Genomic DNA, 20,638 nt, shown 5'->3' with positions numbered 1-20,638 from the left:
CCCCCACCAGCCCCCTCTATTTAGAGGTTGGGTCGAGCACGTTCGGTGGGATCGCGGCTCGATGCCGCGGGCGAGCCGATTATAGTCCGGGCTCCCCTGGCGTTCCCATCGAGATGACGGTACCCGACCCCCTCCGGGCGTGCTCTGGTGGGCCGAGGTGGGCGTCCCCGGGCGGCGGCCCGTGAGGAGGGAGACCGCGCTCTTCCTCGGAGGGCTCGCAACGCTCTTGGTCGTGCTCGCGGTCGAGCCCTATGTCTCCTTCTCCCTGTTCGGATCGGATTCGGGCGAGTACTACACGCTGACCCACGCCCTCGTCTCGACCGGCCACCTGCCGCACGGAGCCGCGTACGTCGGCTGGGGAACGGCGTATCCGGACTTTCCCGGCATCTTCCTCCTCTCCGGCGCCGGATCCGGCGCGCTCGGGATCGACCCGTTCTCCGCGTTGACGATCATCATCCCCGTGGTCTCCGCGCTCTCCGTCTTCCCGCTGTTCCTCCTGTTCCGCCGGCTCTACGCCCACGATTCGATCGCACTGCTCGGGGCCGCGTTCGCCTCGGTCGCGATGCCCCGGATGTTCTCGATCGCGCACCCGGCTCCGCTCGCGCTCGGGGACTTCCTGTGCGTCGCCGCGATCTGGCTCTTCGTGGAGACCCGCCGGGACTCCCGATTCTACCTGCCGCTCGTGCTGACGAGCGGGGCGCTGATCGTGACCCACCATCTCTCCTCGTTCATGTTCGTCCTGAGCGCGCTCGGGAGCCTTCTCCTCCTCGAGCTCTGGCGACCGGGCCTGTGGAGCCGCCGCTTTCCGGCGCGCGAGCTGGGGTTCATCGCCGCCTTCATCACCGCGACCCTCGCCTACTGGTTCTATGGGACGTCCTCCTTCGTTGCGACCGTCATCGGGCCGGGACTCGGCGGCGACGCGCTCGCCGGATTCGCCGCGCTCGAAGCGCTGGGTCTCGCCGGCGTCGGGGTCGCCGGGCTCCTCATGTACTGGCGCCGAGGAGCGTTCCGACCCCGTCGGACCTGGGTCCGGATGCCGAGCGATCGCAGCCTCGTGCGGGACATGGTGATCCTCGCGGCCCTGATCTTCGGAGGCATCGCGACCGTCCTGTTCATTCCGCTCCCCGGGACGAGCCAGTTGACAAGCCCGATGGCGATCCTGTGGTTCGCCCCGGTCCTCGGGATGGGGATCCTCACGGCCGGCAGCCGACGGGCGCCAACGGCCTCGCGGCTCGGCCCGCTCTCCCTGACGATGGCGACCGCGTTAGGGATCGGCGCCGCGCTCACGCTGCTCGCGACGTACTACCTCAGCTCGGCGTCCGGGTTCGTCGAAGCGATCCCCGCCTCGCGCTACGTGGAGTACCTGTTCATCCCGATCGGGCTGCTGGCCGCGATCGGCGTGGGCGCGCTCGTCGCACGCGCCGGCGAACGGGGGGGTCGACGAGCGCTCGTGGCGGCGTCGCTCGGCGTGGTCCTGCTCGTGGCGGCGAACGCCGCGATCGTCTATCCCCCGCAGGCCAACTTCGGAGGATTCCAGGAAGGATACCCACCGGGCGATGCCGCGTTATGGCAATGGGTCTCCATCGGAGTGCCGCAGAACCAGGTGGTCGCGAGCTCGCATCCGCTCAGTTCGGCGGTGTTCGGCTTCGACGGAAATCGTGCGACCTGGGGATCGACCCCGGCCCTGTTCACGGGATCGAACTGGACGAGCGCCGCCGCCGAGTTACGGAGCTCGGACGCGCCCCATTCTCCCTTCCCGATCGATGTGGTGATCGTGGACTCGGTGATGTACGGGGGCGTCGCGCTCGATCCGTCGGCGGCCGCGCTCCCGCTGAGCCCCGCGGCGATCGCGTGGTTCGAGCATGCGCCCTTCCTCGTCCTGTACGAGAGTGGTCAGGACGTGACCTACCTGGTCGACGCGGCCTACGTGTGAGCCCCGAGCCGGTCGAACGATCCGTCCCGAAGCCAGAGGACGATCGGGATCGAGCTCCGCGCCGCGAGCGCGTGGAGAGCCGAGCGAGCGAACGCGAGCTTCCGGATCTTCCGCTCGCGTAGCCGAGGGTCCTCCTCGTCGATCCGATCGAACTCGAATCCCCAGAGGAGGATCCGCTCGGCGCCCAGGTGCTCGGCGAGGTGGACCGCCCGATCGCCATCGGTGAACCCTCCCACGTTGATCAGGTCCTCTGTGGGCGGCCCGGCCCAGGACCCGGCGAGCTCACCAGGGAACTGGGGGACCCACTCCTCGAGCGCCGGGAGGTTGTCGCCGTGGGCGTGGATCACCGCGAGCGCCCCTCGACTGTTCGCCGAGATCTCCGAGGGGATCGGCCCGTCGAGATCCGTCACGATGACGGCGGGCACGAGGCCCGCTCCGGTGCAGGCCGCCGTCGCTCCATCCGCCGCCACGATCACCGGGGTCTTCGCCCGGGGAGGCAAGCGCCACACCGGCGGAGGTCCCGCCCCCGGCGCGAGGCCGACCACGATGACCTCGCGGGCGTGGAGGCGCTCGCGGATCCGTGGCAACGGATCGATCCGTGCCTCCGGCGGGAGGAGACGCCTCAGCGCTTCAGCCGAGCGGACCTCCCGGTCGAACGGGAACCCGAACGCGGCGCGGATTCGCGCATACTCCGGGGCCCACTCGGCGTACTCCACGGCTTACCGCCGGAAGAGGAGCCATTGATTTATAAGACGGGCCATGCTCCGGCCCTCGAGGAACAGCCGATATGCGCCCACTCGCTCAGGAGATCCTATCGCACTTGCCCGCCGATACCGCCCGCCCTCCTCTGAAACCGGGTGGGGACGACGCGGAGCTCGAAGCGGTTCTCGCCACGCTGAAAACGACCATCAAGATCATCGGCTGCGGGGGCGGGGGCTGCAACACCATCAACCGGCTCACCGAGCAGGGGCTCTCCGGCGCGGTGACGATCGCCGCCAACACCGACGCCCAGCATCTGCTCACGATCCACTCCGATCGCAAGGTCCTCCTCGGCCGACGCCTCACCCGGGGTCTCGGTGCCGGGGCGCTCCCCGACGTCGGCGAGCGCGCCGCTCAAGAGGCGAGCGATGACCTCAAGGCGCTCCTTGCGAACTCCGACATGGTGTTCATCACCCTCGGTCTCGGCGGGGGAACCGGGACGGGTTCCGCCCCCGTCGTCGCCGAGATCGCCAAAGCTTCCGGTGGGGACCCGCTCACGATCGCGGTCGCAACCCTTCCGTTTACCTCGGAGGGCACGGTGCGCACCGAGAATGCGCTCGCGGGCCTCGAGCGCCTCTCCTCGGTCGTCGACACCGTCATCACGATCCCGAACGACCGCTTGCTCGAGCTCGTGCCGCGGCTCCCCGTGCAGACCGCCTTCAAGGTCGCCGATTCCGTCCTCGCGAGCGCCATCCGTGGGATCACCGAGATTATCACCCGGCCGGGCCTCGTCAACCTCGATTTCAACGACCTGCGCACCATCCTCAAGGGCGGGGGCGTCGCGCTCATCGGCATCGGCGAGTCCGAGAGCGACAACCGGGCCGAGGACGCCGTGATGGAGGCGATCAACTCCCCGCTGCTCCGGGTCGATATCGCCGGGGCGACCGGGGCGCTCATCAACGTCACGGGCGGCCCCGACATGACGGTCAGCGAAGCCCAGAAGGCGAGCGAGATCGTCCAGAAGACCATCAGCCCGAACGCGCGCATCATCTGGGGAGCGAACATCGACCCCACCATGCAGGCCACGATCCGCGTCCTACTCGTGGTCACCGGCGTTAAATCCCCCCAGATTCTCGGGGCATCGTCCGCGGGATCTCACGGCTCGCGCGCGCACGAGCACGAGATCGAAACGGTACGGTAGGTACAACCCCCATGGCATTCCTCGACCGGGCCCGGCGGGCCCAGGACGATTTCGACGGTCGCCTGCACCACGTCGGCCACGGCAAGTACGGCCGCATCCTGCGGATGGCCCGCAAACCCACCCGCGAGGAGTACACGCGCGTGTTGACGATCACGTTCATCGGGGCGGCGATCATCGGCCTCACGGGCTTCGGGATCTACATCTTCTTCACTCAAGCCGGCCCGTGGATCTGGGCGAATTACTTCGCCGCGCTGTAGGTCCCGCGGCCGTACGGAGGATAGGAGGCGGAATGGCAGGGAACCCCACGGACGAAGGCATCGGTCTCCTCGGCGGTCCACCGACACCGAGCCCGGGGAAGGCGCCCACGACCCCCGCGACCGCTCGGGCGCCGATCCCTCCGCCCGGTCCCACCGCGACCCCGGCACGCGCCGCCGAGCCGTCCCAGCTGAGCCTCAAGGCCGCCGACGACACCGTCCGGGAGGTCACGGCCGGCACGATCACCACCCTGAGCGCCGTGCTCGCCCACCAGCGCGGAAGCGCCGGCCCGGTCGAGCTCACCATCGATGTCGGCTACACCTCCACCTACCCCGGAGAAGGGGCCGAGTGGCCCGTGCGCTGGGCTCCCCCGGGGAAGCGGACCGTCGTGGAGCTGTTCGCCCGTTCTCAGTCCGTGACCCTCACGATGGAGGAAAACTCCCTCGTTCCCCTCTCCTTCGAGATCACGGCCCCGGTCGGAGTGCGGTACGGGGACCGCGTGGAAATCCGTCTCCAGGCGAAGGCGCTGGACGGCGGGAATCCCGCCAAGCTCACGCTCGCCTGCGTCGCTCGCCAAGCCGTGCTGGCGATCAAGAGTTCGCGCGGGTACGAGCGCGAGGTCGCCGACACGCTGCTCGCGCGTACCGAGGAGAAGCCCGACGTCATCTTCGCGCTCCTCGTGCCGGCGGCGCTGCGCGGCTACGTCTTCGCCGAGGGGATGAGCTTCGAGGGCGTCCACGAGATGCTCAAAGGGATCCGCAAGGCCCGCGGCCTCGTCGCCGGGGAAACGACGCTCAAAGAGGTCGAGCCGCTCCTCGTCCCGAAGATCACGGTCGAGGGATTCGTCGAGGGTGCGATCGTCGAGCTCATCGCCGGTCCGTTCAAGGGCGAGAAGGCCCGAGTGAAGCGGATCGACCAGGACAAGGAAGAGATCACCGTCGAGCTCATCGAGGCCGTGGTGCCGATCCCCGTGACGGTACGCGGCGATCACGTGCGCATGTTGGAGAAGGGAGGCGGCAAGAGTGGCGGATGAAGTGAGCGTCCTCGTCGAGGGCGGCAAGGCGACGGCGGGACCGCCGCTCGGCCCCGCGCTCGGACCCCTCGGGGTCAACGTGGGGCAGGTCGTCGCAAAGATCAACGAGGAAACGAAGCAGTTCGCCGGGATGCGCGTTCCCGTCGTCGTCCGGGTCGATCCCGGTACGCGCCAGTTCACGCTCGTGGTCGGGCGACCCCCGGTCACCGCGCTCCTCTTGAAGGAAGCGGGGAAGGAGAAGGGCTCGGGCAAGGCGAAGACCGACATCGTCGGGGACGTCTCGCTGGAGGCCGTTCGCAAGATCGCCGAGGCGAAGAGCGGCGACATGTTCGGCCGCTCGGTCGAGGAGAAGGTGAACCAGGTGATCGGCACCTGCGTCTCGATCGGACTCACGGTCGATGGCCAGGACCCCCGCGCGCTGCTCAAGGAGCGCATACGGAAGGGAGCCCCGGCATGATGGGTGGAGGCCCGCCGCCCGATCTATCGAACGCCGAGATCGTCGACTACGAGGTGGTCGGCGGCGACGCGAAGGTCCGCCTCAAACTCAAGGACGGCTCGGTCATCGAAGTCCGCCTGGAGATCATGAACATCCTGCGGGCGGGCCACGACGCCAACACCGGCCTTCCGAGCTACATCGTCCAGTCCGCTCCGATCGTTCGTCTCGTGGAGACCCCGAAGGAGCTGCGCAGGGCCCCGATGCGCCCCGGCACCGGCAAGGACACGAAGTCCCTGCCCGGCTTCGGATAGCGGACCCGCGCGCGGTCCATCGGCCGCGTCGAACGGTGAGCCCCGACGTCCGAACGCATGAGCCCGGTTACGGCGCGTCGGCGGCCGACAACGGTCTCGTGGTGATCGCGCCGGGGCCACGCCCCGCCCAGGGACGCTCGGGGCAACCTCTTTAGACCCGGCTACGCTAGCAATCTCGTGGTCGATCTGCAGGAGTCGCCTGCGACCCCTCCGGAGGATTTCGGGGGCGATCCGCGCCTCGGATGGGAGATCGCGAGCGGTCTTTTGATCTTCTTCGGCTGGGGCATCGCCGTCGTGATCAACCTGCTCGCCCATGCGCTCACGCCTGCGGGCGGCATGCGACTGTGGTGGGGAATCTGGATCGGGCCCCACCTGGGAGGGTTCGCGTGGATCGCCCTCGGGATCGGCGTCTTCACGGGCACGATGGGCGTGGTCTTCCTCTATCTCGCGCGCACGAGCGCGCGGGGCCCGCTCGTGCTTCCCGGCTACGACTACTCCTCCGAGCAGCACCCGTAACCGGGCGCTCTAGGAGAGTCCGGGGCCGCGGCCCCGTCGCGCTCCGCCGGCGCAGTCCGAGCAGACCCGTTCGGAGGGCGTCATGTGCTCAGAACAGTACATCTGACCGCAGATGGGGCAGCTGCGCGTGGCCGGTCGCCCGCACCGGATACACTGACCGACGATCATGGTGGGGGACCCGGCCGAGGCTAGGGCCCCCTTCCCGATAAACCGCTCGCCCGGATCGCCTCAAGGAATCCGGGAGCCCCGTCCGCGCGGGTGACGAGATCGGCCGCGCGCCGCGCGCGGGGGCTCGCCGAGGGGAAGCTGACCCCGAATCCCACGGCGCGCAGGAGCCGCGCGTCGTTGTCCCCGTCGCCGATCGCGACCACGTGCTCGAGGCCGAGCCCGAGCAGCTCGACCGCTCGGCGCACTCCGAAGTACTTGCCCGCGCCCCGCTCCATCAGATGGATCGCGAACCCACTGCTCTCCGCGTAGGCGTTGATGCCCCGGATCCGGCGGCGCACCTCCGCGAGGGGAACGCTGGAGTCGATGCCGACCTCGGTCTCGCGCCACCGGTCGGTGAAGAGTCGATGGACGGGGAGGCCGCTCGCCCGGAGTGCCCGGTACGCCGCGAGCGCCACGCGCCGGTCCGCGAGGTGCTCGATCCGCTCCCCGGACTCGGTATGCTGGTAGACGACCCCGCCGTTCTCCGCGACGATCGGGCCCACGAGGCCGAGCGAGCGGTGGAGCGCGAGGGCGATTGGCAGCACGTTGCCCGTCGCGAGGATGACGGGGACTCCCCGGTCCGTCAGGCGTCGCAGCGCGCCGAGCGCCGCGGGATGGAGGCGCCGCTCGGGGTCGGTGATGGTTCCGTCGACATCCGTGACGAGGACCCGAAGATCCTTCGATGCCCGGGCGGCGCGCCTCACGCGCGAGGCTCCGAGAGGACCCGCGCGATTCCCTCGCGGAGCGCCGCGGCGACCTCTTGGCCGTCGCGTTGGCCGCGGACCTCGCGCATGAGGTCGCCCATGAGCGGAGAGAACGCGTCCTCCCGCCGAGCGACGATCATCCCCCGGTTGGCGTCCACGATCCGGTCGACGAGACGGTCGAGCTCGGCCCGGGGCATGCCCGAGAGTCCCGCCTTGGCGATCGCCTCGTCGACGGTGGGGGCCCCGCTCGTCAGGGCGGCGAGCACCGCCGGGAAGCCTTCCTTGGCGAACCGCCCGGACTCCTGGGCCGACAGGAGTTCTCCGAGGAGTGCGAGAGGCCACTCCCGTTCGGCGCCGCCTCCGGCGGCGGGGAGGTCCTGGGTCAGGAGACGGGCGACCACCGCCGGCGCGTGGCCCTGGTGCGCGAGCGCTTCGAACGCGTCGACGTGCCCGCCCGCCACCAGCTGCCGGACGACCTCGCGAACGAGGTGATACTCCTGCGCGAGCCGTTCGCGCAGGACCGCGGGCCGCTCCGGAAGTCCCGCGTCGATGCGAGCGAGGTCCGCGGCGGAGATGGGGATGGGCGCGACGTCGGTCTCGGGGTACATGCGGTCCCGGCCCGGGAGCGGCCTCGAGAATCGGCTGCGCCCGTCCGGCAGCGGGTCGCGGGTCTCGGCGGGGATGCCGTCGAGCGCGGCGAGCGCACGGGCCGCGATCCGATCGAGCGCCGCGCGTGCCCGCTCGGCCGATCGATCCGCGACCAGAACGAACGCGTCGTTCGGGCCCGAGCCGAGCCGCGTTCGCAATCGCTCCGTCTCCTCCGCACCAATCCCGGCGCCGGGGAGCTCGTCCGAGTGCAGGATCCCGCGCAATCCGAGGAAGCGGGCCTGGTCCGCGAGCTCTCGCCCGAGACGCTCCTCCGAGTTCGGCGGGCTCTTCAGCAGGCCGGCAAAACCGGGGAGCGCGATCGCGAGCACGACTCCTCGGTGGCGGACCGCATCGGCCACCGGCCCGCTTTCGATCGCCCCGAGGAGTTCCGTCACGTCCAGGGCCGGAGGGAACGCGCTCGCCGCGTTCCGGCCCCGGAGCCGATCGCGGACCTCGAGCAGCACCCGCTGGCGTTCCACCTCGCGTTCGGCGTACTGGGGAAGGCGTCGGAGCTCCTGCACTCCCTTGATCTCGATCCGCCGGCCGCCCTCCGTGGAGACGTTCAGGTCCTCGCGGATGGTCCCGATCCCGCGACGTACGCGCCGGGTCGCGCGCAGGAGCGCTCCGATCTCCTCGGCGACCTCTCGGGCTTCCTCCGGAGTGGTCAGATCCGGGCCGGTCGCGATCTCGACGAGCGGGATGCCGAGCCGGTCGAGCCGATAGAGAACCTCTCCGCTCTTCTCGGAGATCTTTCGGGCCGCGTCCTCCTCGAGGCAGATCGACAGGATCGAGTAGCGCCGCTTCCCGAGCTCGAGGTACCCGCCCGCGGCGACGAGCGCGGTCCGTTGGAAGCCGGAGGTGTTCGATCCGTCGACCACGATCTTGCGCATCACCTCGATTTCGTCCAGCACCCGGGCGTGCAGCATGCGGGCCAACGTGAGGGCGGTATCGAGAGCCGCCGGGTTGAGCGCGTGCGGCGGCTCCTCGTCCATCTCGACGAGGCAGTTCGCCTCCGTCGTCTCGTAGCGATACGTCAGTCCCCGTGAAGCCTGGTGGGCGGCCGCGGCGTCGATCCCGCGGTTCTCGCCGCTCGAGGCTCGCAGACGACGCGAAAAGGTCCCCGTGACCGCGTCCGACAGCTCCGAGGGACAGGCGCAGAACAGCTTGCCCGTGGCCAGCTGTTGGTGGACCTCGAGCCCCGCCTTCACTCCTCGCCTCGGGTCTGATGGCGCGCGACGAACTCTCCGGCCCGATCGAGCCGCAACAGCGATCTCACATCGTCCGGGCTCGTCGCATGGCCGAGCGCCCACAACAGCTTGACGTAGGCCGTCTCGGGAAGGAGGTCGTCCAGGAAGAGCACTCCTGCTCGATGCAGCTCGCGGCCCGTCGCATACACGAAGGGATCGGCGACTCCCTCCAGGCATTGCGTCGTCATCGCGACGACGACCCCGGCCTCGACCGCCCGCCGGATCCAGTCGACGTGGACCGAAGCGACGTGGCCGAGCCCCGTTCCCGCGAGGACGATCCCCCGCGCGCACCGCACGAACGCCTCCGCGAGCTCCGGCGTCAAGCCGGGGTAGTACCAGAGGAGCCGGCCCGAGAGATCGAGCGGCCCGTCGAAGCGTGCTCCGCGCGGGCTGGGAGGCCGGACGCGTGCATCGAGGCGGATCTCGGCGCCCTCGACCACGCCGAGGGGAGGGGCGTTTCGACTCTGGAAGGCGTCCCGGCGGCTCGAGTGCATCTTGCGCACGTGCGTGCCCCGATGGATCGCAAAGCGTGTGTCGGAGAGCCCAGCGTGCATCACCACCACGACCTCCCCGATCCGGCGGTCGCGTGCCACGCGGGCGGCCGCCTGCAGGTTGGACGTGCCGTCCGACGAAGGCCGGTCCGGCGATCGCTGGGCACCCACGACCACCACCGGTCCCGGAAGCTCGGGAAGGAGGAAGGACAGGGCTGCGGCCGTGAAGCCGAGCGTATCGGTTCCGTGGGCGATCACGATCCCCCGCGCCCCCTCCCGGAACGTCAGGGCGACCCGCTCCGCGAGGATCGACCAGTCGTGGGGAGCGATGTTCTCGCTGAGGCGATCGAACACCGGGACCACCCGGACCGCGCCTTCCGAAAGCAGGTCCGGATAGAAGTCGAGGATCTCGCTCTCGCCGCGGACCGGACGGACCCCGCCGGTCTCGTAGTCGATCCGGGAGGCGATGGTGCCGCCGGTCGTCAACAGTGCGATGTGGTCCTCCGGATGCGCAGCGGAGTTCGAGCCCGCGGCGGCGCGCTCGTCCGCCGGAGCCGAGGGCGGCGACGCCGAGGAGATCCGGAATGTGAAGTCCGTTCCGATCCGGATCCCGACGTTGTACCCGCTCTCCAGTTTGAGTTGCAGGATCCGATCTCCGGAGAGTTCGTGAGAAGGAACGATGGTCCCCGTCCAATCGGCTCCCACCGGATCGTGCAGCTCGACCCGCTGGCCCATGGGGAGGGTCCGGAGAGTCTCCCAGGGGTCCTTCGTGGTAGGTGGACTCATCGGACGAAGAACTCCCGCTCCTCCCATCGCAGCGTCCCGCGCTATAAATTGTGGCGCGGCGGGCGCGATCGCCGAGACCGGGCTTTTATACACTCCTCCGCTCGCACGCCTCGGTACGAACGACCACGAATGCCCGTGTGGGGTAGCTTCGGGAGCGGGGGTTCCCCCCGTCCTGCTACATTGGATATCCTAGAGGCCTGCGGAGCCTCAGACCTGGGTTCGAATCCCAGCACGGGCGTCTCTCTGATCGGCCGAGGATGGGCATCACCCGGCAGGGGCTCCGTTCACGGGCCCGATGGCCGGGCCAGCCACACTCTGCCCTAGCCCGGCGACCCTAGCGGGCAAACCGGTGGGTCATCACGTACGGAAGCACGCCGCCGGCGAGGTAGTACTCGAGCTCGATCGGGGAGTGGATCGCGCATTCGAGGGTCGCTGTGATCGGCGGATCCGGCTCGCGCAGGGCTTCCAGCGTGATCGCTCCCCGAGGCGAGAGCTCCCCGCCCGAGGCGACGCTCAGGCGGAACGACTCGTGACCGGTCAGGCCGAGCGCCTTCCAGCCCTGGCCCGGAGCGAAGCGCAGCGGGAGGACGCCCATCTCGATCAGATTGGTCCGGTGGATCCGCTCGAAGCTCTCCGCGATCACGGCGCCGATCCCGAGCAGGCGAGGCCCCTTCGCGGCCCAATCCCGAGAGCTTCCCTGGCCGTAGCTCTTGCCCGCCAGCACGATGAGCGGGACGCCTTCGGTGCGGTACCGCTCGGCCGCATCGTAAACGGAGAGCACGTCGCCCTCGGGGAGATGTGAGGTCCAGCCTCCCTCCTTCGGCGCCAGGAGCTGGTTCTTCAGACGAACATTCGCGAACGTTCCTCTAACCATCACCTCGTGGTCCCCCCGGCGCGTGCCGTAGGTGTTGAATTGAGACGCCGGAACCCCGTGGGCGAGCAGGTACCGGCCCGCGGGAGTGCTCTCGGGAAACGCGCCGGCCGGAGAGATGTGGTCCGTCGAGATCTGGTCGCCGAAGGTCAGGAGCGCCCGGGCCCCCTCGGCGAGGACCCCGCGCTGGGGGATCCACGGGGGAGGCAGGTGGAGGTACGGAGCGGCCTGGAGGTAGGTCGAAGCGGGATCCCAGGCATACAGGTCCCCCTTCGGTGGATCGAGGGACTCCCAGTGCACGTCCCCGACCTCGATCGCCCGGTACTTCTCGCGGAACATCTCCGGGTTGAGATCGGCCTCCACGAGGCGGCGGATCTCGGCCGAGGTCGGCCACAGGTCCTTCAGCCGGACCGGAGCGCCGTCGGGGCCTTTCCCAATCGGGTCGCGGGTGAGGTCGACGTCCATCCGTCCAGCGAGGGCGTAGGCCACGACGAGCATCGGAGAGGCGAGGTAGTTCGCCCGGACCTGGTTGTGGATCCGTGCTTCGAAGTTCCGGTTCCCGCTGAGCACGGCCGCGACGTAGCGATCGTGCTCCGCGACGTCCTTCGCGACGTCCGGAGGCAGCGGGCCGGAATTGCCGATGCAGGTCGTGCAGCCGAAGCCGACCAGTCCGAAGCCGAGATCGGTGAGCGGCTGGAGCAGCCCGGCGCGCTGGAGATAGTCGGTGACGACCTTCGAACCCGGCGCGAGCGAGGTCTTCACGTACGGCGGCACCCGCAGCCCGAGGGCGAGCGCCCGTTGGGCGATGAGCCCGGCGCCGAACATGACGGAGGGATTGGAGGTGTTCGTGCAGCTCGTGATCGCCGCGATCACGATCGAACCGTCGGGCGCGACCGGGGCGCCGTTCGGCACGGCCGGCTTGATCTTCCGGTAGGCCGCGAGCGATCGGGCGAATCCCGCGGGGGCGTCGGAGAGGGCCATCGACTCCTGCGGGTTGCCCGGACCGGAGATCGTGGGGACGATCGTCCCGAGATCGATCGTCAGGACGTCGTCGAACTCGAGCTCGCCCCGGAGCTTCGTGCCCCAGAGCTCCTGGAGCTTCGCATACGCTTCGACCCGGGCGACCGCCTTCGCGTCGCGTCCGGTGCCGTGCAGGTAGGCGATCGTGGCCTCGTCGATCGGGAAGAAGGCCGCCGTCGCCCCGTACTCCGGGCACATGTTGGAGATGGTCGCCCGATCCGGGACGGCGAGTCGGGAGATCCCGGGGCCGAAGAACTCCACGAACTGATCGACCACGCCGCGCTCCCGCAGGCGACGGGTGATCGTCAGGGTCAGATCCATCGCGGTCGTCCCTTCCGGCATCGAACCGATCAGTTCGACTCCGACAACGATCGGATCGGCGAGGAAGTACGCCTCGCCGAGCATGACCGCCTCCGCCTCGATCCCTCCCACTCCCCATCCGAGGACCGAGACGCCGTTGACCATCGTGGTGTGGGAATCCGTTCCGATCAGAGTGTCCGGGAACGCCACCGGGTTCCCCGCGATCTCCTGCCGCTGGACGACCGAGGCGAGGTACTCGAGGTTCACCTGGTGGCAGATGCCGTTGCCCGGCGGCACGATCCGGGTGTTCGAGAACGCATCCTTCGCCCAGCGCAGGAAGCGGTAGCGCTCCCCGTTGCGCTCGTACTCGTGATCGAGATTGATCGTGAGCGATTGGGGCGTCCCGAAGCTGTCGACCTGGACCGAGTGGTCGACGATGAGGTCGACCGGCACAACCGGATTGATCCGTTTCGGGTCGAGCCCGCGCTCGGCCGCATCGTCGCGCAGGGTGGAGAGGTCCACGAGCGTGGGGATCCCCGTGAAGTCTTGCAGCAGGACCCTCGCCGGGTAGAACGGGATCTCGACCGTCGGGGGGATGTCGCGGCCCTCGGCGAGCGCGTAGACGGTCTCCGGGCTCACGCGCGCCGGGTCGAACCGGCGCACGAGGTTCTCCAGGAGGATGCGGACGGTCCGGGGACGCCGGGCGAGCTTGGAGTGGTCGATCCCCGAGAGCCGGTCGAGGCGGTAGACGAACGAATCTTCTCCGGCCAGAAAGACCGACTCGAGGACGCCTAGGGGATCGGCGGGGTTCATGGTCCGCAGAGTGCGCGACCCTTCTTGGGCTCTGCGGTACGTGGTCCACCTCCTTGCGAGAGCGGTTCCCCGGGCCGACGGTCACCGGGAGAAGCGGAGCGAGCGCTCCCAGCTCAGCGCGAGGCGCTCCCCGGGACGGGGCGGTGCCGCATGGCCATCCAGCTCGACCTCGAGCCGCTCTCCGCTCGCGCACCGCACGACCACGAGCGAGCCACGACCCGTGAACCCCACGGCGAGAACGTCGACCAGTAGGCCCACCGAACCGACCGGGTCGAGCCGCGCGTCTTGGGGTCGGAACGCCACCCAGCCGGGACCTTCCGGCAGGAGGTTGTATCCCAGGAAGTGGGCCGTGCCGACGTCCGGCGGCTCGTCGTACACGGTCGCCGGCGCGCCGATGGCGCGCAGTCGACCCTCGAGCAGGATGGCGACCCGATCCCCGAGGAAGAGGCCCTCCTCCCGATCGTGGGTAACGTGGACCGCCGCAATCCCCCGCTCCGCGAGCACGTGACGGAACTCCCCCCGCAGGCCGGCCCGGACCCCGGCATCGATCGCTGCGAACGGCTCGTCGAGCAGCACGACCCGGGGGTGGGCCGCGATCGTGCGGGCGAGCGCTACCCGTTGGCGCTCTCCTCCCGAGAGCGTCGCCGGATCGCGTTCTTCGAACCCCTGCATCCGGACGAGTTCCAGGGCCCGGCGGGCCTCGGTGTCCGCCTCGGAGAGCGGGCGCCCCTGAACGAGCGGGCCGTAGGCCACGTTCTCGTACACGGTCCGGCGCGGAAAGAGCGCCGCTTCCTGAAGCAGCAGCCCGATGCCTCGGCGGTGGACGGGCACATCGCGAAGATCCTTCCCGTCGAGCCGGACGGCGCCCCGGGCGGGGTGCTCCAACCCCACGATGGTCCGCAGCAGCGTGGTCTTTCCGCTTCCGTTCGGGCCCATCAGCGACAATAGTTCGCCCGGAGCGACCTCGAAGGAGATCGAATCCAGTACCGGGGTCCGACCGAGCGAGACCGAGAGATCCTCGACCTCGAGCACGGGAGGATCAGAGCTCGGCACGGTGGCCTCCATAGTTCACCGCGGCGAAGACGGCGAGGCTGACCAGGAGCAGCAGCCCCGCGGCCGCCTCTGCGAGCGGGAACTGGCGCAGGTCTTGGAGATCGTACACGGCGACGCTCAGGGTCGTGAAGTTCGGAGTGACGAGGAAGTACGTCGCGGTGAACTCCCCGAGTCCCAAGGCGAAGGCGAAGAGCCCGGCCGTCAACAGTCCGCGACGGACCTGGGGGAGATCGGTGTCGAGGTAGGCGATCCAGGCCGGGGCCCCGAGCACGCGTGCGGAATCTCGAGCCGTGGGCGAGAGCCCGGCGAGAGGTATCTGGAGGCTCAGGAGGGCGAACGGGAGCGCCAGGATGGACTGGCTGACGATGATCAGGATCCACACGGTCGACTCCCCGCCGAGCACGGGCCGCCAGAACTCGGCCAGCGAGAACGCGAGAAGCACCGGCGAGATCAGGAGCGGGAGGAACAGGTACAGCGACAGGCCCGTGCCGAGCCGTGGCCGAGCTCCGAGCGCGTAGCCGGCCACGATCCCGAGGAGGAGCACGATCGTCGCCGCGACCGCCGCGAAGAACAGGGTGTTGGCGAGGACCTGGACCAGCGGGATCCCGAGAAGGTTGGTCGCGGTGGGACCGAAGAGTTCGGTCCACGGAGCGCCGAACGTCCCTCCTCCCGGAGGGCTCAACGAACGGTAGAGCACCGTCCCGAGGAAGAACGCGACCGCTCCCAGAAGGGCGATCGTCTCCGCGGCGAGCGCGTAGGCGAGGGGCGAACGGACGCGTCCCGGGCGTGGTCGGGTTCGGACCGACGAGCTCGACGAGCGGAGCCGGTGAAGGAGCACGAGGTAGATCGCCGTCGGGATCACGAGGAAGAGGAAGAGCGCGAGGGCGAGGAGAGCCGCACCGGTGGGATCGAACCCGTACTGGTCGAGGTACCATATCCGGGCCTCGACCGTGTAGCATCGCGCTCCGCACAGGACGAGCGGGGTCGCGAAGGCGACCGCGCTGAACAGGAACGTCAGGAATCCACCGGCCGCCGCCCCGAGCCAGGATCCCGGGCCCCAGACGTCTCGATACGCTCGCGCCGGACCGGCCCCGAGGGTCGCCGCCGTTTCCTCCAGCTCCGGGGAGGCGCTCTCGCATCCGAGCGCCGTGAACAAGATCACGATCGGGACGTTGAACAAGAGGTTCGCCGCGACGATCGCCGGAAGGCCGTGGCCCAGGACCCCGAAGGCCGGTACCGCGCTCGATACGGTGCCGGACGGACCGAAGAGATCGAGGATGCCGAGCACGACCACGATCGAGGGGAGGAGGAACGGGACGAGCAGGAAGGCGCGGACGGCGGAGCGGCCGGGCCAGGTGTAGCGGCCCAGGAACACACCGGCCGGATAGCCGATGGCGACGGCGAGCACGGCGCTCAGGCTTCCCTGCTCCAGCGAGTTCTCGAACGCCTGCCGATTCAGCGGGGATTGCGTGAGCGAATCGATCCACCCGGCCCCGCCTCCGACCCAGAGCCCCTGACTGAACAGTAAGGCGACGGGGAGGAGCGCGAAGAGGAGGACGTAGCCGATGATCGGGAGGACCGGCCAGGCCTCCCGAGCGCCTACGGCGGAGCGTACTGGTTCGCCAGGGTCTGCCATTCGTTCTGCCAGTTCGCGATGTTCGTGGCGAGTGCGGAGGGGGTCGTGTACTCGTTGAGCGGCACAATCGAGTTCGGGTCGATCAGTCCGCGGTACTCGGAGGGGAGCGGGACCGTCCGGTTCGCCGGGTACTCCCACTCGTTGAGCGGGATCTCGTTCTGGACCGTCCCGTTCAGGAACCAGTTGATGAACTGTTCGTCGAGGGAGAGGTGCTGCGTCCCGGCGACGATCCCGATCCCGTAGATGGTCTGCCAACCGTAGAGCGTGTGGTTCCAGTTCGTCACGGTCGTGTTGAACGCCCCGAGGCCGGGGTTGTCGATCGCGTAGGCCGGGTCGGTCGTGTAGCTGACGACCGCGAGCGGGTTTCCCGGAGGAGAGGTGAACTCGTTGAACGCGGTCGACCAGTCGGGCGCGCTGGGAGCGTACGGAAGGACCTGCTGCCAGAAGCTCTGCCAGTTCTCGTGCAGGATCGCGGAGTAGAACTCGATCTCCCATGCCAGGAACTCCTCCCCCGTGATGTCGGTCGTGGGGTTCTCGTAGAGGAGCTGGCGCGCCCAGGTGGAGTTCTGCGAGAAGTTCAGGAACGAGGAGTTCGCGATGGCGCCGTTCGTGATCGTGCGGAACGAAGCGTTGTAGTCGATGCCGAGATAGCCGTACTCGTACGGGGTGACCGCGTGATCCGGGCTCAGGTCCCGGACCAGCGAGGCCGGTACGGTCGCGAGCGCGGGGGAAACGTACGGGATGAGCAGCGACTGGCTCTCGGCTTGGCTCGCGGTGATCTCGTCCAGCCCGATCACGAGGTCCGCTCCGGGCGAGTTCTTCTGCGCGAGCAGCGTGCTCGCAAGATCTCCGGAAGGACACTCGACCTGGATGCGGATGTGGTGCGCCGCCTCGAAGGTCCCGAAGACGTTCGAGAACGCAGGGGCACCGCACGTACCGCCGAAGAGGCTCGAATACGTGTAGATCGTCAGGGTCGGCGTCGGGGTGAGGTAGTACTGCGTGAGGCCGATACCGGCTACGACGACGACCACCGAGACCGCCGCGATCAGGATGATCGTGCTCGCGCGGCCCGGGCGGCGCAATCGCCGTGGCGGCGCGGCCGCGTTCGATGGTGCGCTACTCATTCCTCCGGCGAACCGGCGGAGAGGATGGTTACTTCGTCCATCGCGTTCCCTTCGCGGGCATTATCCCGTGCAGGTTCCTGGGGTCGACGAGGCGTGCTCGTCCTCTCAGCCGGTTCACAGCTCCCCCTGCGAGGAAGACTATCCCGCCCGCGGCATTAACGTTTGCAGAACGACCGGTTCGCGTGCGGGTCGAGGGAGGGCTCGTCGCTCATCGACGCCCGTATCGACCCACGAGGGCCGGCGGCGTGCCGGTCTAACGTGATATACACCTCGCGAGTCTATGCGGTAGAGGGGCGTCGCGCGATGGTCGATTCGATGGACCAGCTTCGGTTCGGCACGGAGCTCGTCAAGCGCGGCTTTGCCCGCATGCAGCAGGGCGGCGTCATCATGGACGTCACCAACGCGGAACAGGCCTCGCTCGCAGAGGAGGCCGGGGCCGTCGCGGTGATGGCGCTGGAGCGGGTCCCCGCGGACATCCGGGCCATGGGCGGTGTCGCCCGCATGGCCGACCCGCTCAAGGTTCGCGAGATCCAGGCTCGCGTCACGATTCCCGTGATGGCCAAATGCCGCATCGGCCACACCTCCGAGGCCCGGATCCTGGAGTCGCTCGGAGTCGACATGGTGGACGAGTCCGAGGTCCTCACGCCGGCGGATCCCTTCTACCACGTCGACAAGAAGGCGTTCCAGGTACCGTTCGTCTGCGGCGCCCGAAACCTCGGGGAGGCGCTCCGCCGCATCGACGAGGGCGCGGCGATGATCCGCACGAAAGGCGAGGCCGGAACGGGCAACGTGATCGAGGCCGTCCGCCACATTCACCAGATCAGCTCGGAGATCGCCCTCGTCCGCAAGATGACCAAGAAGAACGCCGCGCTCTGGGCCCGGAAGGCCCGGGTGCTGCCCTCGACCGTGGAAGAGGTCCGGGCGCTCGGACGCCTGCCCGTCGTCAACTTCGCAGCCGGAGGGATCGCGACTCCGGCGGATGCCGCGCTCTGTCGACTCCTCGGGGTCGACGGGATCTTCGTGGGGAGCGGGATCTTCAAGTCCCAGCACCCGGAGAAGGTCGCGCGCGCGGTGGTGGAGGCCTCGCTGCACTTCGATCAGCCCGAGGTGCTCGCCCGCGTCTCGGAAGGGCTCGGGGAACCGATGAAGGGTCTCGATCTCGCGGGCGTGCCGGACTCCGAGTTGCTCCAAGCGCGCGAGTCGCAACCGGCCGCGCCCCGACGCCCCGGTGTCACCGAGGCCTAGTCAGTCCATTCGACCGCGCCCTTTACCTAAGTGACCTCCGATGCTCTATCGGAGGAGCCCGTGCGCATCGTCCTCGTTACTCCGTTCTTCTATCCCCACGCCGGGGGTGTCGAGACGCACGTCCGCCAGCTCGCACGGGGATTCGCGCTGCAGGGCCAGGACGTGGTGGTGCTCACCGCGCGCTTCGATCCCGACCTACCCGCGCAGGAGGATCTCGAAGGGTACCGGATCGCCCGAGCGCCCTGCCGAGCGGTCCTCCTCAACACTCCGATCGATCCCGCGGTCGGCCGCGTGCTCAAGGGGCTGAAGGCGGACATCGTCCACCTGCACTACCCCCCACCGCTCACCTCGTACTTTGCGGTCCGCGCGCTGCAGCGGAGCCCGGTCCCGATCTGCCTCACGTACCACTGCGATCTCTACCTCCCGGGCCCCTGGGGTCGCGTCCTCACGGAGGCGTTCCAGCGGATCTTCCTGACCCGCACGCTGGCCCGGGTCGATCGGATCATCGTCCACACGCGCAGCTATGGGATGACCTCCGCCGTCCTGCGCGGACGGCCCCTCGAGATCATCCCCTCGGTCGTCGATCTCGATCGATTCCGGCCCGGCCTCGACGCCTCCGACATCCGCCGCGATTTCGCGCTCGAGGGAAAGCGAGTGCTCGCATTCACCGGTCGGCTCGTCCCGCACAAGGGCGTGGACGTGATCCTGCGGGCGCTTGCCGAGCTGCCCAGCGACGTGGTACTCCTCGCGATCGGCAGCGGCCCCCGCTTCGCGTACCTCCGACGACTCGCGTACCGCCTCGGCGTCCCCCACCGCGTGCGATTCCTGACGGAGGTCTCGGACGTCGACCTGCCCCGGTACCTCTGCGCGGCCGATCTGTTCGTCTTTCCCTCCCAGAACCGGCTCGAGGGCTTTGGGCTCGCGGTAGCCGAAGCGATGGCCGTGGGGCTCCCGGTCGTCACGGCGGACATGCCCGGGGTCCGAGAGGTGATAGAGCCGGGGAAGGAGGGACTCCTCGCCGAACCGCTGATCGCCTCCGATCTGGCCGCCCGCATTCGGGAGATCCTCGACGACGACGCGATGCGCGCTCGGATGGCTGCCGCCGCGCGCAAACGCGCGGAGCAACGCTACGGTGTCGAGACCGTGACCGGCCAGCTCCTCAAGCTCTACGCCGAGGTGCTCGCAGATCGTTGATCTCGTCGCGCAGGCGTCGCGCTTCGAAGCCGGCGGCCGCCCGCCAGTCGCTCTTCGAGGATGCGTACAGGATGCTGCGAGAAGCCGCCGCTAGGAGCCCGCGGCCGTTGCGGTCGACCCCGCCCGAGATGCTCGCGGCGAGATCCCCGCGCTGCGCACCGATCCCGGGAAGAAGGATCGCGCCCCGCTCGCCGAGCGCGGCGCGGGCCCGCGCGACCGCTCGAGGATCGGTGGCCCCGATGACGACGCCGGCGTTTCCGCTCTTGCGCGCGAGCTTGCCCACGGTCCGAACGATCTCGATCCACAGCGGCGAGGAGCCATGGCGGATTTCCTGGAAGTCCCGGGAACCGGGGTTGCTGGTGTGGGCCACTACGAAGTAGCCCCGATCGGGACGGGCCGCGACCGGTACAAGGCTCTCCCAGCCCATCCACGGGGTCACGGTGATCGCGTCGAACCCGAAGGCATCGAACACTCCGTCGGCGAGCAGGCGCATGGTGTTCGGGATGTCGTTCGCTTTCAGGTCGAGGATCTTGATGCGGCTCGGCCCGATCTTTCGGACGACACGCTCCAGGGCGCCGAACCCTGCCGCTCCGTAGCTCCAGTAGGCGGCGAGCTGCATCTTGTACGCCGACACGTACGGGCGCGTGGCCCCGACGATCCCGCCGAGGAAGGCATCGAGCTGACGGGTCCGACTCTGCCGGCGCAGGGGGGAGGGCGTTCGCGCCGGGTCCGGATCGAGCCCCACCGACACCAGCGAATTGGTCTCGCAGAGGACATGGTCGAGGCGGTCGAGGAACGGGGCAGGCACGTTCGGTCCATCGTCGCCGGCCCGATAAGGCGTACTCCCCCTCGGAGAGCTCAGCGTTCAGGCGCGGTGTCGGGTTTTTATCAAGACCCGCTGTGGGGAGCGACCGC

The 20,638-nt window shown here is 69.1% G+C and carries 18 protein-coding genes, 1 tRNA gene and 1 riboswitch; of the genes, 10 read left to right on the top strand and 9 right to left on the bottom strand.

Going from position 1 to position 20,638, the window contains the following annotated elements; genetic code table 11:
- Window positions 1-181 precede the first annotated feature (181 nt).
- On the top strand, window positions 182-1,933 hold the full coding sequence (locus tag VMV28_01655; protein HUZ79315.1) for a hypothetical protein: 1,752 nt from the start codon (window positions 182-184) through the stop codon (window positions 1,931-1,933).
- On the opposite strand, the gene VMV28_01650 is transcribed toward VMV28_01655, so the two are convergent.
- Complete coding sequence (locus tag VMV28_01650; GenBank protein ID HUZ79314.1) at window positions 1,924-2,649, bottom strand: 6-hydroxymethylpterin diphosphokinase MptE-like protein; 726 nt, start codon at window positions 2,647-2,649, stop codon at window positions 1,924-1,926. The two genes, VMV28_01655 and VMV28_01650, sit on opposite strands and share 10 nt — an antisense overlap.
- A 71-nt stretch (window positions 2,650-2,720) precedes the next feature.
- Between VMV28_01650 and ftsZ the strand changes: the two genes are divergently transcribed.
- The 6 genes from ftsZ (at window position 2,721) to VMV28_01620 (ending at window position 6,384) form a co-directional block, all read left to right on the top strand.
- Complete coding sequence (ftsZ, locus tag VMV28_01645; protein ID HUZ79313.1) at window positions 2,721-3,833, top strand: cell division protein FtsZ; 1,113 nt, start codon at window positions 2,721-2,723, stop codon at window positions 3,831-3,833.
- An 11-nt stretch (window positions 3,834-3,844) separates the two neighbouring features.
- Complete coding sequence (locus tag VMV28_01640) at window positions 3,845-4,090, top strand: protein translocase SEC61 complex subunit gamma (GenBank protein HUZ79312.1); 246 nt, start codon at window positions 3,845-3,847, stop codon at window positions 4,088-4,090.
- Window positions 4,091-4,122: 32 nt separating this feature from the next.
- Window positions 4,123-5,121, top strand: coding sequence for a transcription elongation factor Spt5 (locus VMV28_01635; protein HUZ79311.1), 999 nt, complete (start codon window positions 4,123-4,125; stop codon window positions 5,119-5,121).
- Window positions 5,111-5,578 carry a 50S ribosomal protein L11 gene (locus VMV28_01630; GenBank protein HUZ79310.1) on the top strand — a complete coding sequence of 156 codons (468 nt, stop codon included), beginning with the start codon at window positions 5,111-5,113 and terminating at the stop codon, window positions 5,576-5,578. Before VMV28_01635 ends, VMV28_01630 begins: the two co-directional genes overlap by 11 nt.
- Window positions 5,575-5,868, top strand: coding sequence for a hypothetical protein (locus VMV28_01625; protein ID HUZ79309.1), 294 nt, complete (start codon window positions 5,575-5,577; stop codon window positions 5,866-5,868). Before VMV28_01630 ends, VMV28_01625 begins: the two co-directional genes overlap by 4 nt.
- A 177-nt stretch (window positions 5,869-6,045) precedes the next feature.
- Complete coding sequence (locus tag VMV28_01620) at window positions 6,046-6,384, top strand: hypothetical protein (GenBank protein ID HUZ79308.1); 339 nt, start codon at window positions 6,046-6,048, stop codon at window positions 6,382-6,384.
- Window positions 6,385-6,572: 188 nt separating this feature from the next.
- On the opposite strand, the gene VMV28_01615 is transcribed toward VMV28_01620, so the two are convergent.
- From VMV28_01615 to gatD, 3 genes are read right to left on the bottom strand one after another with little or no spacing between them, the layout of a single operon-like run.
- Window positions 6,573-7,295, bottom strand: coding sequence for a phosphoglycolate phosphatase (locus VMV28_01615; GenBank protein ID HUZ79307.1), 723 nt, complete (start codon window positions 7,293-7,295; stop codon window positions 6,573-6,575).
- A complete protein-coding gene (gene gatE / locus VMV28_01610; protein ID HUZ79306.1) occupies window positions 7,292-9,151 on the bottom strand; it encodes a Glu-tRNA(Gln) amidotransferase subunit GatE in 1,860 nt (619 codons plus the stop codon). The genes VMV28_01615 and gatE overlap by 4 nt, the downstream gene beginning before the upstream one ends.
- A complete protein-coding gene (gene gatD, locus VMV28_01605; protein ID HUZ79305.1) occupies window positions 9,148-10,467 on the bottom strand; it encodes a Glu-tRNA(Gln) amidotransferase subunit GatD in 1,320 nt (439 codons plus the stop codon). The genes gatE and gatD overlap by 4 nt, the downstream gene beginning before the upstream one ends.
- A gap of 131 nt (window positions 10,468-10,598) precedes the next feature.
- Here gatD and VMV28_01600 point away from each other — a divergent pair.
- A tRNA-Arg gene (locus VMV28_01600) sits at window positions 10,599-10,705 on the top strand.
- 96 nt (window positions 10,706-10,801) lie between these two features.
- On the opposite strand, the gene acnA is transcribed toward VMV28_01600, so the two are convergent.
- The 4 genes from acnA to VMV28_01580 all read right to left on the bottom strand — a co-directional run bounded on the left by acnA (window position 10,802) and on the right by VMV28_01580 (window position 17,284).
- A complete protein-coding gene (gene acnA, locus VMV28_01595; GenBank protein ID HUZ79304.1) occupies window positions 10,802-13,471 on the bottom strand; it encodes an aconitate hydratase AcnA in 2,670 nt (889 codons plus the stop codon).
- An 81-nt stretch (window positions 13,472-13,552) separates the two neighbouring features.
- Window positions 13,553-14,524 (bottom strand): ABC transporter ATP-binding protein, encoded by a 972-nt coding sequence (locus tag VMV28_01590; protein HUZ79303.1) that lies wholly within the window; start codon window positions 14,522-14,524, stop codon window positions 13,553-13,555.
- Complete coding sequence (locus tag VMV28_01585) at window positions 14,511-16,160, bottom strand: ABC transporter permease subunit (protein HUZ79302.1); 1,650 nt, start codon at window positions 16,158-16,160, stop codon at window positions 14,511-14,513. The genes VMV28_01590 and VMV28_01585 overlap by 14 nt, the downstream gene beginning before the upstream one ends.
- A complete protein-coding gene (locus VMV28_01580; protein ID HUZ79301.1) occupies window positions 16,124-17,284 on the bottom strand; it encodes a hypothetical protein in 1,161 nt (386 codons plus the stop codon). Before VMV28_01580 ends, VMV28_01585 begins: the two co-directional genes overlap by 37 nt.
- Before the next feature lie 28 nt (window positions 17,285-17,312).
- Window positions 17,313-17,421: riboswitch (TPP riboswitch) on the bottom strand.
- Window positions 17,422-17,587: 166 nt separating this feature from the next.
- Between VMV28_01580 and pdxS the strand changes: the two genes are divergently transcribed.
- Window positions 17,588-18,529, top strand: coding sequence for a pyridoxal 5'-phosphate synthase lyase subunit PdxS (pdxS, locus tag VMV28_01575; GenBank protein HUZ79300.1), 942 nt, complete (start codon window positions 17,588-17,590; stop codon window positions 18,527-18,529).
- 30 nt (window positions 18,530-18,559) lie between these two features.
- The gene (locus VMV28_01570) at window positions 18,560-19,723 is read left to right on the top strand and encodes a glycosyltransferase (protein HUZ79299.1); all 1,164 of its coding nucleotides are present in this window, start codon (window positions 18,560-18,562) and stop codon (window positions 19,721-19,723) included.
- On the opposite strand, the gene pyrF is transcribed toward VMV28_01570, so the two are convergent.
- The gene (gene pyrF / locus VMV28_01565) at window positions 19,689-20,531 is read right to left on the bottom strand and encodes an orotidine-5'-phosphate decarboxylase (protein ID HUZ79298.1); all 843 of its coding nucleotides are present in this window, start codon (window positions 20,529-20,531) and stop codon (window positions 19,689-19,691) included. The two genes, VMV28_01570 and pyrF, sit on opposite strands and share 35 nt — an antisense overlap.
- Window positions 20,532-20,638 lie beyond the last annotated feature (107 nt).

The sequence above is a fragment of the Thermoplasmata archaeon genome, from assembly GCA_035532555.1.
Lineage (GTDB): Archaea > Thermoplasmatota > Thermoplasmata > Lutacidiplasmatales > UBA184 > Lutacidiplasma.
This window is presented reverse-complemented; position numbering and strand designations above follow the sequence as displayed.